The sequence below is a fragment of the Actinomycetospora sp. genome (genome assembly GCF_055612215.1).
This window is the reverse complement of the sequence record NZ_JBVPVA010000955.1, coordinates 1-13,559: the sequence shown is the minus strand read 5'-3', so window position 1 is coordinate 13,559 and position 13,559 is coordinate 1. Positions and strand designations below refer to the sequence as shown.

The 13,559-nt window shown below is 73.1% G+C and carries 15 protein-coding genes; 3 read left to right on the top strand and 12 right to left on the bottom strand.

Features of this window, described 5'->3' with window-relative positions:
* Positions 1–57 precede the first annotated feature (57 nt).
* Positions 58–795 carry a CocE/NonD family hydrolase gene (locus tag AC0CYZ_RS26045; RefSeq protein WP_472220748.1) on the bottom strand — a complete coding sequence of 246 codons (738 nt, stop codon included), beginning with the start codon at positions 793–795 and terminating at the stop codon, positions 58–60.
* A 94-nt stretch (positions 796–889) separates the two neighbouring features.
* Here AC0CYZ_RS26045 and AC0CYZ_RS26040 point away from each other — a divergent pair, with 94 nt between their 5' ends.
* Positions 890–1,495: a TetR/AcrR family transcriptional regulator gene (locus tag AC0CYZ_RS26040; protein ID WP_472220746.1), complete on the top strand. Its 606-nt coding sequence runs from the start codon at positions 890–892 to the stop codon at positions 1,493–1,495.
* Between the two features lie 178 nt (positions 1,496–1,673).
* Positions 1,674–2,108 (top strand): ester cyclase, encoded by a 435-nt coding sequence (locus AC0CYZ_RS26035; RefSeq protein ID WP_472220744.1) that lies wholly within the window; start codon positions 1,674–1,676, stop codon positions 2,106–2,108.
* Positions 2,109–2,130: 22 nt separating this feature from the next.
* Here the strand turns inward: AC0CYZ_RS26035 and paaI are convergent, their stop codons facing one another.
* Genes paaI through paaA form a run of 7 tightly spaced genes read right to left on the bottom strand, consistent with a single transcriptional unit; the run spans position 2,131 to position 8,410 of the window.
* A complete protein-coding gene (gene paaI / locus AC0CYZ_RS26030) occupies positions 2,131–2,508 on the bottom strand; it encodes a hydroxyphenylacetyl-CoA thioesterase PaaI (protein ID WP_472220752.1) in 378 nt (125 codons plus the stop codon).
* 29 nt (positions 2,509–2,537) lie between these two features.
* Positions 2,538–4,565 (bottom strand): phenylacetic acid degradation bifunctional protein PaaZ, encoded by a 2,028-nt coding sequence (gene paaZ / locus AC0CYZ_RS26025; RefSeq protein ID WP_472220742.1) that lies wholly within the window; start codon positions 4,563–4,565, stop codon positions 2,538–2,540.
* 15 nt (positions 4,566–4,580) lie between these two features.
* Positions 4,581–5,681 carry a 1,2-phenylacetyl-CoA epoxidase subunit PaaE gene (gene paaE, locus AC0CYZ_RS26020; RefSeq protein ID WP_472220740.1) on the bottom strand — a complete coding sequence of 367 codons (1,101 nt, stop codon included), beginning with the start codon at positions 5,679–5,681 and terminating at the stop codon, positions 4,581–4,583.
* Entirely contained in the window at positions 5,681–6,184 is a 504-nt protein-coding gene (paaD, locus tag AC0CYZ_RS26015) for a 1,2-phenylacetyl-CoA epoxidase subunit PaaD (protein ID WP_472220738.1), read from the bottom strand. The genes paaE and paaD overlap by 1 nt, the downstream gene beginning before the upstream one ends.
* Entirely contained in the window at positions 6,181–7,119 is a 939-nt protein-coding gene (gene paaC, locus AC0CYZ_RS26010; RefSeq protein ID WP_472220736.1) for a 1,2-phenylacetyl-CoA epoxidase subunit PaaC, read from the bottom strand. Before paaC ends, paaD begins: the two co-directional genes overlap by 4 nt.
* A complete protein-coding gene (gene paaB, locus AC0CYZ_RS26005; protein ID WP_472220734.1) occupies positions 7,116–7,469 on the bottom strand; it encodes a 1,2-phenylacetyl-CoA epoxidase subunit PaaB in 354 nt (117 codons plus the stop codon). The genes paaC and paaB overlap by 4 nt, the downstream gene beginning before the upstream one ends.
* On the bottom strand, positions 7,466–8,410 hold the full coding sequence (paaA, locus tag AC0CYZ_RS26000; protein WP_472220750.1) for a 1,2-phenylacetyl-CoA epoxidase subunit PaaA: 945 nt from the start codon (positions 8,408–8,410) through the stop codon (positions 7,466–7,468). Before paaA ends, paaB begins: the two co-directional genes overlap by 4 nt.
* Positions 8,411–8,636: 226 nt before the next feature.
* On the opposite strand from paaA, the gene AC0CYZ_RS25995 reads away from it, so the two are divergent.
* Entirely contained in the window at positions 8,637–9,491 is an 855-nt protein-coding gene (locus tag AC0CYZ_RS25995; protein WP_472220732.1) for a 3-hydroxyacyl-CoA dehydrogenase family protein, read from the top strand.
* A 4-nt stretch (positions 9,492–9,495) separates the two neighbouring features.
* On the opposite strand, the gene AC0CYZ_RS25990 is transcribed toward AC0CYZ_RS25995, so the two are convergent.
* From AC0CYZ_RS25990 to AC0CYZ_RS25975, 4 genes are all read right to left on the bottom strand, one after another.
* Complete coding sequence (locus AC0CYZ_RS25990) at positions 9,496–11,136, bottom strand: acyl-CoA dehydrogenase family protein (protein ID WP_472220730.1); 1,641 nt, start codon at positions 11,134–11,136, stop codon at positions 9,496–9,498.
* 29 nt (positions 11,137–11,165) lie between these two features.
* Positions 11,166–12,506, bottom strand: a complete 1,341-nt coding sequence (locus tag AC0CYZ_RS25985; protein WP_472220728.1) for an FAD-dependent oxidoreductase — start codon at positions 12,504–12,506, stop codon at positions 11,166–11,168.
* Positions 12,507–12,535: 29 nt separating this feature from the next.
* A complete protein-coding gene (locus AC0CYZ_RS25980) occupies positions 12,536–13,120 on the bottom strand; it encodes a PadR family transcriptional regulator (protein ID WP_472220726.1) in 585 nt (194 codons plus the stop codon).
* Between the two features lie 56 nt (positions 13,121–13,176).
* A partial coding sequence (locus tag AC0CYZ_RS25975) for a hypothetical protein (protein WP_472220724.1) occupies positions 13,177–13,559 on the bottom strand: 383 nt, incomplete at its 5' end.

Genomic DNA, 13,559 nt, shown 5'->3' with positions numbered 1-13,559 from the left:
GCTTTGTCACCAGCGGCGATGCGACGATCGCCGAAACGCGCAAGGGCAAGCAACTAGTCAATGTTCGGCCCGGCGCCAGCCCTCGATGTTGCCTCGCAGGTGCAGGTGCAGCGCGCCCCAGTTGGCCGCGGAGAGGACTGGCACCGTGACGCGGTCGAGGTCGGTGGCCCGGGCGCGGTGGTAGTCGTCGAGCAGCGGGTGCTGCGGGAGCACCTCGCGCCAGTCGTCGCCGTCGTGCTCGGTGCGCTGCGGTTCGATCTGGCGGTCCCACCAGAAGTCGATGAACCCGTTCGAGTAGAGGCCGCCCTGGTAGGCGCACTCGCGGTAGAAGTCGGTCGAGCCCTCCCAGGCGACCACCGCGGCGAGGTGCGGCGGCTGCAGCGCGGCCACCCGCCAGCCCATCATCGCCAGCCAGGAGATGCCGCTGGAGGCGACCTTGCCGGTGCACCAGGGCTGCTCGGCGATCCACTCGACGACGTCGTGGAAGTCCTCCGCGTCGCGCGGCCCGTAGAGGTCCAGGCGGCCGGGCGACTTCCCCGTACCCCGGGTGTCGATACGCACCAGCGCGTAGCCCCGCGGTACCCACCACTCCGGGTCCGGGGTCTCCCAGACCATGTACTCGTTGTTGGCGACGAGCTCGTAGAGCGGGTAGCGGTCGGGCCAGTGCACGTCCTTGCCGTACGGACCGATCGACGCGATCACGGGGACCGGGTCGTCGCCCTCGGGGCGGAAGACGTCGGCGACGAGGACGGAACCGTCGCGGGTGGGGACCGCGACGTCGCGATCGATCTGCATCGGGGACTCCTCGGTAAAGGCCAGTCGACTGGCTCCCAGGAGTGTGGGCCTCCGGTCGTTCAATCGCAAGGGGACTTGCTTTATGGTGGGGAATGTGAGTGCTCCGGAGGTGCGGCGTCGTCCGGGAGGTCGGTCGGCGCGGGTGCGCGCGGCCGTCCTCGAGGCCACGCTCGAGCTCCTCCTGGCGCGGGGGCTCGAGGGCCTGCGGGTCTCGGAGGTCGCGGCGCGGGCCGAGGTGAACGAGACGACGGTCTACCGCCGCTGGGGCACCCGGGAGAACCTGCTCATCGATGCGCTGCTCGACGCCACCGAGCAGCTGCGGGTGCCCGACACGGGGAGCCTGCGGGACGACCTGATCGCCTATGCCGTCGACCTCGCGGAGTTCCTCGCCACGCCCGTCGGTCACGCCCTCGAGCGCACGCTCGCCGTCGCCGGGGACGATCCCGACACCCGACGGGCCCGGGACCACTACTGGGCATCCCGCTCCGCGCTCTCCACGCAGATGATCACCCGCGCCGTCGACCGCGGCGAGCTCCCGGCCACCGTCGACCCCCGCCTGGCCATCGAGATGCTCGTCAGCCCGGTCCATTTCCGGATCGTGCTCACCCGGGAGCCGATCGACGCCGGGATGCCGGCCCTTCTCGTCGACGCGCTGCTGGGCGGGCTCGCGCGAGCGAGCGGGACACCGCCGGGCACCTGAGGTCGCGCGGCGACTGTCACCCTCGGTCAATCACTCGGCCCGCATCACGGGCGGGCGTCGTCGCCATTCCGCCGAACGAGTGGTACTCGCTGCTCCATGTCACTCTGCGTCTCGATGACGACGTTCAGCCGTGCCACGCTCGAACGGAACCAGGGAGGCCACGGACGAGGGGGCAGACATGACCACGGACGACATCGAAGCCAAGGCGCGCGAGTCGATCGACGCGTTCAACCGGGGGGACTGGGACGCGGTGCGATCGATGCTCGCCCCGACGTACGTCTACGAGGAGACCGGCACCGGTCGCCGTGTGGAGGGCGCGGACGCCGTGGTCGCCGCGCTGCAGGAGTGGAAGTCGGCCTTCCCCGATGCGGTCGGCGAGATCCGGCGGCTGACCGCGGCCGGCGAGACCACCGTCCTCGAAATCCTTTGGCGGGGTACTCACGACGGGCCGCTCGACACCGGGGCCGGGGTGATCCCGGCGTCGGGCCGGGTCGGGGAGTTCTGGGCGGTCATGTGGCAGGAGTGGGACAACGGCCTGCTCGTCCACGAACGGCACCACATCGACGTGCTGGCGATGCTCGCGAACATCGGCGCGATCCCGGCGCCGGCCTGACCGCGAGGGGCGACGACCGGATTCACGACCGCTGGATGGTGCGGCTGCGTCCGCGGACCTCGGCGATGACCTGGCCGTCCATCGGCCGGCGGACGGTCACGTCGTAGACGCCGCTGCGCCCGTGCCGGGTCCGCTCGGTGGCGACCGCCTCGAGCACGTCGTTCTCCCGCGCGGAGGCGACGAAGACGACGTCCGCCCCCGCGGCCACCGTCACCGGCCCGGGGCTGTTGCAGGCGCAGGCGAACGCCGAGTCCGCCAGCATGAACAGGTAGCCGCCGTGGCACATGCCGTGCCCGTTGACCATGTCCGAGGTGACGGTCATGGTCAGCCGCGCCTCGCCGTCGGCGGCGGAGTGGAGCTCCATGCCCAGCTTGCGGGAGGCCGCGTCGTCGTCCCACATCCGCCGGACGGACGTGGCGATCTCCCCGCTCACGGCGTCGCCTGCTTCGCGACGAGGGTGAGGACGTCGTAGCGGGCGACGGAGTCGCCGCGGGAGTTCGTGACGTCGGCGTCCCAGCGGACCTCGCCGTAGGCGGCGGTGTCGCGCGGGGTGATCTGCTTCGCGGTCAGGGTGATCGTCAGATCGTCCCCGAACTTCACCGGTGTCAGGAAGCGCAACGAGTCCACCCCGAAGTTCGCCAGCACCGGGCCGGGGGCGGGATCGACGAACAGGCCGGCCGCGAAGGACACCACGAGGTAGCCGTGGGCCACGCGCTCGCCGAAGAACGGGTTGGCCGCGGCCGCCTCGGAGTCCATGTGCGCGTAGAAGGTGTCGCCGGTGAACTCGGCGAACCGCTCCACGTCCTCCTGCGTCACCGTCCGCGGACCGCCCACGACGGTGTCCCCGACGCGCAGCTCCTCGAGGTGCTTGCGGAAGGGGTGCTCGTCGGTCGTCGTGCGCGCCGAGCCCGGCACCCACCGGCCGGTGATCGCCGTGAGCATGTCCGGCGACCCCTGGACCGCGGTGCGCTGCATGTGGTGGGCGACGCCGCGGAGGCCGCCCATCTCCTCGCCACCCCCCGCGCGACCGGGGCCGCCGTGGACCAGCTGCGGCATCGGGGAGCCGTGCCCGGTGGAGGACGTCGCGTCGGCCCGGTCGAGCACCAGGACCCGGCCGTGCCACGGGGCGACACCGAGGACGACCTCGCGGGCGAAGCCCGGATCCCCCGTGACGACCGACCCGACGAGCGAACCCTGCCCCCGTGCCGCGAGCTCCACGACCTGCGGGGTGGAGGAGTACGGGACGAGGGTCGACACCGGGCCGAACGCCTCCACCTCGTGCACCGCGGCGCTGTCCGGCTCGGCGGCCAGCAGCACCGGGGACAGGAACGCGCCGCGCTCGGCGTCGGCGTCGACCACGTCCACGGCGTCGGGCGACCCGTACAGCACCCGCCCGCCGTCGATCAGGGCCTTCAGCGAGCGCCGCACCTCCTCGCGCTGCTCCAGGCCGGCCAGCGCGCCCATCCGCACGTCCGGGTTCGCCGGGTTCCCGACGGTGACCCGCTCGAGCCGGGCGACGACCGCCTCGGCCACCGCGTCGAGGTGCTCACCGGGCACGAAGGCGCGCCGGATCGCGGTGCACTTCTGCCCGGCCTTGACCGTCATCTCGGTGGTCAGCTGCGTCACGTACAGGTCGAACTCCGGCGTGCCCGGCCCGGCGTCGGGACCCAGGACCGAGCAGTTGAGCGAGTCCGCCTCGGCGGTGAAGCGCACCGCCCGCGCCGTCAGCGTCGGGTGGGTGCGCAGCTGCTGGGCGGTCGAGGCCGAGCCGGTGAACGAGACCAGGTCCTGCTCCGTGAGGTGGTCGAACAGGTCGCCCACGGACCCGGCGAGGAACTGCACCGAGCCCTCGGGCAGCAGCCCGGAGCCGATGACCAGCTCCATGAGCGCCGCGGTGAGGAACGCCGTCGGCGTCGCGGGCTTGACGATCGAGGGCACCCCGGCGAGGAAGGCGGGCGCGAGCTTCTCCAGCGGTCCCCAGCAGGGGAAGTTGTAGGCGTTGACCTGCACCGCGACCCCGTGGAGCGGCGTGAGCACGTGCTGGCCGAGGAACGACCCGTCCTTCGACAACGGCTCGACCTCGCCCTCGACGAGCACGGTGCCGGCGGGCAGCTCGCGCTTGCCCTTCGAGGCGTACGCCTGGAGGACGCCGATGCCGCCGTCGACGTCGAATTTCGAGTCGCCCAGGGTGGCGCCGGTCCGCGCGGAGAGCGCGTAGAGCTGCTCGCGGTGCTCGCGCAGGTGCCCGGCCAGCGCCTTGAGCAGCGAAGCCCGCTGGTGGAACGAGAGCTCCCGCAGCGCCGGTCCACCCGTCCGGCGGGCGTACGACGCGGCACCGGCCAGGTCGAGTCCGCCGGTCGAGAGCCGGTCGATCTCCTCACCGGTCACGGCGTCGAGCATCGGCCGCCCGTCACCGGTCCCGGTCTGCCAACGGCCGGCCAGATAGCTGGGCACCACGGTGGGTCCTCCCGATCAGACGTCGTAGTCGATGGTGAGCTCATCGGAGACCGGCACCGACTGGCACGTCAGGACGAACCCGGCCTCGACCTCCTCGGCCTCGAGCGCGAAGTTGCGCTGCATCCGGACCTCGCCCCCGGTGACCTTCGCCCGGCACGTCCCGCACACCCCGCCCTTGCAGGCGAAGGGCAGGTCGGAGCGCACCTTCTGGGCGGCGTCGAGGACGAAGGAGTCCGACGGGATCGTCGCGGTGACCTCGCGTCCGTGCAGGATGATCCGCGCCGTGGCCCCCTGGGCCGGGGCGTCCTCGTGGCGCACCGGCTGCGGCGGCGGGGTGTCGACGTAGAAGAGCTCGGCGTGCACCTTCTCCCGGCCGACCCCGAACTCGGCGAGCACGTCCCGGGCGCCGGTGACCATCTCCAGCGGCCCGCAGAGCCACCAGTGGTCGACCTGCGGGGTGGGCACCAGCGACCCGAGGAGCGTCCGCAGCTTCTCCCGGTCCAGCCGCCCGCCGAAGATCTCGGCCTCCATCGGCTCGCGGGACAGGACGTGGTCGAGCTGCAGGCGGGCGTGGTAGCGGTCCTTGAGGTCGGCGAGCTCCTCGGTGAACATCACGGTGTCGGTGCGCCGGTTGCCGTAGAGCAGCGTGACGTGGGTGTCGGGGTGCGCGGCCAGGACGGTCGCCGCGATCGAGAGCACCGGGGTGATGCCCGACCCGGCGGCGATCAGGGTGTGGTGCTCGCCGGGCTCGTGTTCTCCGGGAGGGGGACCGGGGGTGAACCGGCCCTCGGGCGGGGCGACCTCGAGGACGTCCCCGGCGGCGAGCCGGTCGACCAGCCATTCGGAGAACAGCCCGGTCTCGACCCGGCGGACCCCGATCCGGGGCGCGGCGCCCTCGGGAGCGCAGATCGAGTAGGAGCGGCGCTCCTCCCCGTCCGGCGTCTCCTGGCGCACCGTGAGGTACTGCCCGGCCCGGAACGCGAAGGTCTCCGCGAGCTCGTCGGGGACGGCGAAGGTGACCGCGACGGCGTCGTCGGTGAGCCGCTCGACGGCCGCGACCCGCAGCGGATGGAACCCGGTGGTGGTCGCCTCCGGCTCGGTGGTCGGCGCGCTCATCAGATGTCTTTCATGTGCTCGAAGGGCTCCCGGCAGGACCGGCAGCGACGCAGCGCGGTGCAGGCCGTCGGGCCGAAGCGGGAGAGCACCTCGGTGTCCGCGCTGCCGCACCGCGGGCACGCGACCCGCTGCGCGGGCGGGGCGAGGCTCAGCGTGACCGGGCCCGTGGTGCGCGGCCCGACGTGCGCCGGCGGCGCCACCCCGGCCTCGGCGAGCTTGCGGCGGCCCTCGTCGGAGATGAGGTCGGTGCTCCAGGGCGGGGTGAGCGACACACGCACCTCGACCTCCCCGAAGTCCGCGAGCCTCGCGGCCAGGTCCGCGCGCATCGCGTCGAGGGCCGGGCAGCCCGCGTACGTGGGCGTGATCGTCGCGACGACGCGGTCGCCGTCGACGGAGACCGACCGCAGCACGCCCAGGTCGGCCAGCGTCAGCATCGGCATCTCGGGATCGGTGACCTGGGCGGCGACCTCCCACAACCGGTGATCAGCGAGGGCCGCGCTCACCACGTCGCCTCCGGGTGCGCCCGGGCCAGCGACTGCATGACGGCGAGCACCCGGCCCAGCGACTCGGTGTGCACCCCGTCGCGGCCGCCGCGACCGCCGACGAGCCCGACCGCAGCCCGCTCCGGGCGGGTCAGGGTCGCGGCGGGCAGGACCTGCTCGAGGTCGGCGTCCACGGCCGCGCGCAGCGACGCCGGGTCGACGGCCACCCCGGCCTCGGCCAGCCGCGTCTCCACCGGGTGCGCGAGGAAGAGCTCCTCGACGAACGGCCACACCGCGTCCAGGCCGGCCTGCGCGCGGACGTGCGAGAGCTCGGTGCCGTCGCCCAGCCGGACGACCCAGCCGGCCGCGTACTCCCGCTGGTAGGCGAGCTCCGGGACCGCCTTCGCCGCGACCGCGGCCAGCACCGGGTCCGCCGAGCCCCGCAGCGTCGTCATGAGCGCCAGGCGCCACGACGAGTAGACGAGCATCCACGCCATCGTCCGCCCGAAGTCGCCGAGGTCGATCTCGGCGAGGGTGACGTTGCGGAAGGACCGGTCGTCGCGGAAGTAGGCGAGCACGTCCTCGTCGTCGTGGGGGGCGGCCGCACGGAACCGCTCCGCGGCCCCGAGGTGCCCGGCCCGGGACAGCAGCACCCGCGCCTGCCCGAGCAGGTCGAGCGCGATGTTGGCGAGCGCGACCTCCTCCTCGAGCTCGGGCGCGTGCGTCGCCCACCCGGAGAGCCGCTGGGACGCGACGAGAGCGTCGTCGGCGAGCATCAGGCAGTACGCCGCGAGGTCCTCCCGGTCGACCCCCTCCGGGGCCGGCGCGGTCACCTCCACGACGGTCTCGTCGAACCCGGCGCCGTGGGCCCAGCGGCCGTCGTGGTCCGCGGCCGCGAGGGCGTCGTAGACGTTGCCGCCGCCGTCGTGGGTGTCCACGTCGTTCCCCGCGCTCACAGGTGCGGGACGTCGTCGGGGATGGAGTAGAAGGTCGGGTGGCGGTAGACCTTGTCGCCCGACGGCGCGAAGAACGGGTCCTTCTCGTCGGGGCTGGACGCGGTGATCGCGTCGGCGCGGACCACCCAGATGCTCACGCCCTCGTTGCGCCGGGTGTAGAGGTTGCGCGCGTTGTGCAGGGCCATCCGGTCGTCGGGGGCGTGCAGGGACCCGACGTGCACGTGGTTGAGGCCGCGCTTGCCGCGCACGAACACCTCGTAGAGGGGCCAGGTGGCCTTCGGGGTGCCCGACCCCAGGTCGGCGGCGGGATCGCCCTCGACGTGGGCGGTGGTGTCGTCGGACATGCTCACGCCGCGACCTCCTGCTCGCGTCGGGCCTGCTTCGCCGCGTACGCCGACGCCGCGTCCCGCACCCACTGCCCGTTCTCGTGCGCGGCGCGGCGGTGGGCCAGCCGCTGGGCGTTGCACGGCCCCGCGCCCTTCACCACGGCGGTGAACTCGGCCCAGTCGATCTCGCCGTAGTCGTAGGAACCCCGCTCCGCGTTCCACCGCAGCTCCGGGTCCGGGAACGTGACGCCGAGCGCCTCGGCCTGCGGCACGGACATGTCGACGTAGCGCTGGCGCAGCTCGTCGTTGGTGTGCCGCTTGATCCGCCACGCCATCGACTGCTGCGTGTTGGGCGAGTCGCCGTCGGCCGGGCCGAACATCATCAGCGAGGGCCACCACCAGCGGTTCACCGCGTCCTGCACCATCTCGCGCTGCGCCTCGGTGCCCGCCATCAGCGTCATCAGCAGCTCGAAGCCCTGCCGCTGGTGGAAGGACTCCTCCTTGCAGATCCGCACCATGGCGCGGGCGTACGGCCCGTAGCTCGACCGGCACAGCGGCACCTGGTTGCAGATCGCCGCGCCGTCGACGAGCCAGCCGATGACGCCGATGTCGGCGAACGTCAGCGTCGGGTAGTTGAAGATCGAGGAGTACTTCTGCGTCGAGGAGATCAGCTTCTCGGTGAGCTCCGCGCGGTCGACGCCGAGGGTCTCGGTGGCCGAGTAGAGGTAGAGCCCGTGGCCGGCCTCGTCCTGCACCTTGGCCAGCAGGATCGCCTTCCGGCGCAGGCTCGGCGCGCGGAGGATCCAGTTGCCCTCCGGCTGCATGCCGATGATCTCGGAGTGCGCGTGCTGGGCGATCTGGCGGATCAGGGTCTTGCGGTAGCCCTCGGGCATCCAGTCCCGCGGCTCGACGCGACCCTCGCCGGCCACGGTCGCCTCGAACGCGTCGGAGAGCTCGCGCTCCAGATCGGCCGGGGCGCTGGTGGCACCGTCCGGTGTCGAGGCGGTCGCGAGCCTCGTCGTCTCGTCGGACACGGTCACCGTCAGCACCTTCCGGCCGAATGTTCGTTCGGTTGCGATGGTGCCCCAGAGTCCGTGGGGGCGCAACCGTCCGGGCCCGGGCCGGAGGCGTTGCGCGCGGGCCTGGCGGGAACCGGGTCGTCGAGGAGTGCAGTCCACGGAGGGAGCACCGATGACGGACCTGCCCACCCGCGTGGGGGTCGTCGGCGGCGGGACGATGGGCGCCGGCATCGCGCACGTGTTCGTCGCCTCCGGTGCGGAGGTGACGATCGTCGAGAGCGACGACGACCGCGTCGCCGCCGCCCGCCAGGCGCTGGAGCGGTCGCTGCAGGGCGCCGCCGACCGGGGCAAGCTGCCCGAGGGCACCGACGTCGAGGGCCTGGTCGCGCGGACGACCGTCGTCACCGGGGTGGCGAACCTCCCGTCCGGGACCGGGCTCGTCGTCGAGGCCGTCCCCGAGCGCGTCGACCTCAAGCAGGAGATCCTCGGCGCCGCCGCCGAGCGGTGCCCCGACGCCGTGCTCGCCACCAACACCTCGTCGTTGTCGGTCGGCGCCATCGGCCGCGGGCTCCCGCCGGGGCGGCTGCTCGGCATGCACTTCTTCAACCCGGTACCCGCGCAGCGCCTCGTCGAGCTGATCCGTCCGCCGGAGGTCGGCGACGACCTCGTCGAGCAGGTGCGGGGCTGGGTCGAGGCCCTCGGCAAGACCGCGATCGTCGTCGACGACGCCCCCGGCTTCGCGACCTCGCGGCTCGGCGTGGCCGTCGGGCTCGAGGCGATCCGGATGCTCGAGGAGGGCGTCGCGAGCGCCGAGGACATCGACACCGGGATGGAGCTGGGCTACCGCTGGCCGATGGGCCCGCTCAAGCTCACCGACGTCGTCGGGCTCGACGTCCGCCTGGCGATCGCCGAGCACCTCGCCGAGGAGCTCGGGGACCGCTTCGCCCCGCCGCAGCTGCTGCGCGACAAGGTCGCCCGCGGGGAGCTCGGGCGGAAGTCCGGGCAGGGCTTCCACCGGTGGGACTGACCGGTCACCGCAGCCGGGCGAAGTCGATGACCGCCTCGAAGTCGACGCCGCGCAACGTGCCGAAGCCCGGCCCCCAGCCGGTACCGAGGCGCGACGCGACGAACGCCTCGGCCACCACCGAGGGCGCGTGCTCGACGAGCAGCGCCGCCTGCGCGGCGAGGGCGAGGCGGGTGACGAGGTAGCGCGCGGTGTCCTCCGGGGCCGCGGCCAGCTCCTCGATCTCGGCGAGGGCGGTGGCGAGCAGGGGGTGCTCTGAGGCGGCGGGCCGGATGCCGTCGAGGACCGGCTCGAGGGCCTTCGGCTCGCGGGTCAGCACCCGTCCGACGTCGGCGACCATCATGTTCGAGGTGCCTTCCCAGATCGCGTTGAGCGGCGCCTCCCGGTAGTACCGGGGGCAGGGGTGCTCCTCGATGTAGGCGTTGCCGCCGATGGACTGGATGACCTCCTCGGTGACCGCGGACACCCGCCGGCAGTTCCAGTACTTCGCCACCGGCGTGAGCAGGCGGCTCACCAACGCCTCGGAGACGTCGTCGTGGTGGTCCTCGGCGCGGGCCAGCCGGAACCCGAGGTGCGCGGCGCCGGCCCACTCGAGGGCGAGGTCGGCGAGTACCGGGGCCTGGATCGGCAGCGCCGAGAGCCGGGACCCGAACGCGGTGCGGCGGTCGTTGTGGTGCAGCGCCTGGGAGAGGGCCGCACGCATCAGGCCGGCGGATCCGATCGCGAAGTCCAGGCGGGTGTACTCGGCCGAGGAGAGGATCGTGCGCACCCCGCGGCCCTCCTCGCCGACCAGGACCGCCTCGGCGTCGTGGTACTCGATCTCCGAGGACGCGTTGGCCCGGTTGCCGAGCTTGTCCTTGAGGCGGTTCACGCGGATCCCGTTGAGGGTCCCGTCCGCGCGCCGACGGGGGACGAACAGGCACGACACGCCGCCCTCGGTCCGGGCCACCGTCAGGTAGCAGTCCGCCATCGGCACCGACGCGAACCACTTGTGCCCGTTGACCAGGTACGTCTCACCCGGACCCCGCCGCCCGGTCGGGCGGGCGACGGTCACGTTGGCCCGCAGGTCGGAGCCCCCGTGCTTCTCGGTCATGAAGTAGCCGACGGTGGCGGCCGACTTGCCGGTGACGGGCACGTCCGCCGGGTCGTAGCCCTCCACGACGATCTTGTCCGCCCACGGGGCCAGCTCGGGCTGGCTGCGCAGGATCGGGATCGACGCGTACGCCATGCCCGTCGGGCACGCGGTGGAGCCGTCGACCTGGTTCCACAGGTACGACAGCACCGCCCGCGCGGAGTGGGCGCCCGGGGCGTCGGCGGTCCAGGCCAGCGAGTGCACCCCGGAGCCGAACGCGAGCGCCATGAGCTCGTGGTAGCTCGGGTGGAACTCGACGTCGAAGACCTCGTGCCCGAGCCGGTCGAGCGGACGCAGCTCGGGGGTGTGGCGCTGGGCGTTGCGGGCGGTCTCGAGCACCCGCGGGTCCCACACCCGCGCCCCGAGCTCCGCGGCGCGCCCCCGGGCCCACGGCGCGGCGGTGGCCACGACCTGTGCGGCCACCGCGTCGCCGGTGAAGGCGTTCACGCCGGTGAGGTCCTCGACGAGGTTGTCGGGGATCGGGCCCTGCCGGGTGAAGTCCTCCGTCGTGGTCACGACCTCGACCCAACCACGCGGGCGGGGCCTCAGACGAGCTCGGAGTCGCGGACCTTCTGCAGGTTGCGGGCCATCCGCCGCTTCGCGGCCGGCACCCGGTTCATCGCCCGCATCGCCGAGCGCTGGGCCAGCACGCCGAGGCGGCTCCGGCGGTCGACGTCGTCGTGCATGAACTCCAGCGACTCCTTCACCGCGAGGGCCGAGTAGCGGCGCATCAGCTCCTCGTACGAGCCGACGGCCTCGTCGCGGGTGAGCTCGCCGTCACGCATGCGCACGAGCCGGTCCCGCAGCTCCCGGGCGTCGCGCAGCGCGGTGTTCGCGCCGGCGCCGCGGCCCGGGGTCATGGTGTGGACGGCGTCGCCGATCAGGGTCACCGAGCTCGGTGTCCAGGCCGGCAGCGGGTCGGAGGTGCGCACGGAGATGGCCATCGCCGCCGAGGGGTCGGACGCGGCGAGCAGGTCGTGCCAGCGCGGATCCCAGTCACGGGTGAGGTCGGCGGCGACGTCGTGCAGGTCGGTGCCCCGACGCTCGAGCACGTCGGCCGGGAGGACGCGCCGCGACGTGGACAACCCCCAGGACACGTAGTCGGTGGTGTTGTCGTAGCGCAGGCCGGGCCAGGCCGCGAGCTGCGCCGCGTCGTCGGACCCGATCCCCTCGCGGGGGGCGCCGCCGGGCTCCCACGGCATCCGCATCGCGTGCAGGATGCCGAACTGCCCGCGCCGGTCGAAGAGCATCGACAGGCCGCTGCGCACCCGCTCGGGCAGGGCCGCGGCCTGCGGGGTGTCGTAGGGGAGCTTCCCGCCGAGCCCGACGAGCCCGGTGTCGGAGTGCGTGGCGTGCGGCAGGTACTGCGCCCGCACGCGGGAGCTCGCGCCGTCCGCGCCGACGAGCAGGTCACCGCGGTCGGAGGACCCGTCGGCGAAGAACGCGGTCACGGTGCCGTCGGTGTGCTGCTCGTAGCCGGTGAACACGCGGTCGAACGTGATCACGTCCTCCATGCCGGTGAACAGCACCTGGCGCAGCGTGGTGCGGCTGACGTTGTAGTCCTGGTCCTCGGGCGCGTCCCCGAGGCGGGGCAGGTCGTCGAAGCCCATCGCGAGGAGCTCGGCGAAGCGCTCGGTGTACATCGTCAGGTGCTCGTAGTCCCGGCCGGTGGTGGCCACGAACGTCGCGAACAGGTCCTCGTCGAGGCAGGCCTTGAGGGCGCGGGCACCGTTGGGGGAGATCCCGACGCGGTAGCCGTGCAGGCCGCCGGTGCGGGTGCGGTCGCGCTCGTGGACGGCGACCTCGAACCCGGCGCGGCGCAGGCCGTGCGCGAGGCACATCCCGCCGGTGCCGGCGCCGATGATGACGATCTTGGATGTGGACATGGGTGTCCCCCGGGAGGGTCGGACGCGCGTCAGTCGCGGTGCTGGATGAGTTCGTCCCGGTCCCAGGTGAGGGCCCCGGACGTGAGGTCGGCGACGAGGCCCTCGACGAAGGCCACGTCGGTCTCGAGCTGGGCGAGGAGGTACTCCTCCTCGACGAGGTGCAGCCGGGGCACGTCGTCGCGGAGGTCGGCGAGCTCGTCGCGGCGGTGGTCACGCGCCGCGCGCCGTTCCGCGAGGCGGGCGCGCAGGGCGGCGAGGGCCTCGGTGACGGTGACGAGCGGGAGGTAGGCCAGCGCCGCGGCGAACTCACCGAACTCGGGACGCGGGGCCACGAGCATGTCGACGGTCCACTCGATCGCGGCCCGGCGGCCGGCGTCGGTCGCGGTGTAGACGGTCCGCTCCGGCCGGGTGGCCTCGCGCTCGACGGCGTGCTCGGCGAGCAGGCCGTCGCGCTCGAGGCGGTCGATCGTCTTGTAGAGCTGGGAGCGCTGACCCACGTTGACCACGCGGTCCTTGCCACGCTCCCGGATGAGTTGCTGCATGCGGTACGGGTGCATCGGTTCCTCGACGGCGAGCGCGAGGACCGCGAGGGCGAGTCCGGACCGCTGGGTCATAGTGTCGAAGCTAGTAGTGTCACCGACACTAGGCAAGGAGAACGGCTGTCGGACCGTCAGGCGTCGGCGCGGGAGCGCTTCTCCAGCTCGGTGAGGAACGCGGCGCCGAGCCGCTCGAGGTCGTCCACGGTCAGGGCGATTCCGGCCCCGGGCGGGATGCCGAGCACCGTCTGCTCCGGGGAGTACTTGATGACCTTGTTCGTGGTGAGGACACCGCCGTGGTCGAGCACCGACTCCACCAGCAGCTCGACCTCGTTCACGGGGTTCGCGTCCTTGCCGCCCACCACGCGGACCCGGTGCACGAACGCCCGGTCCAGCGCGAGCAGGGCCGCTACCGTCGACTCCCGTTCCAGCGCGTCCCGGACGGGGCCGGCGTCGAGGGCCGTCATCGCGTCCCGGAGCGCGGTGACCTGGGCGGTGAGGGCGCGGCGCGCGCGCT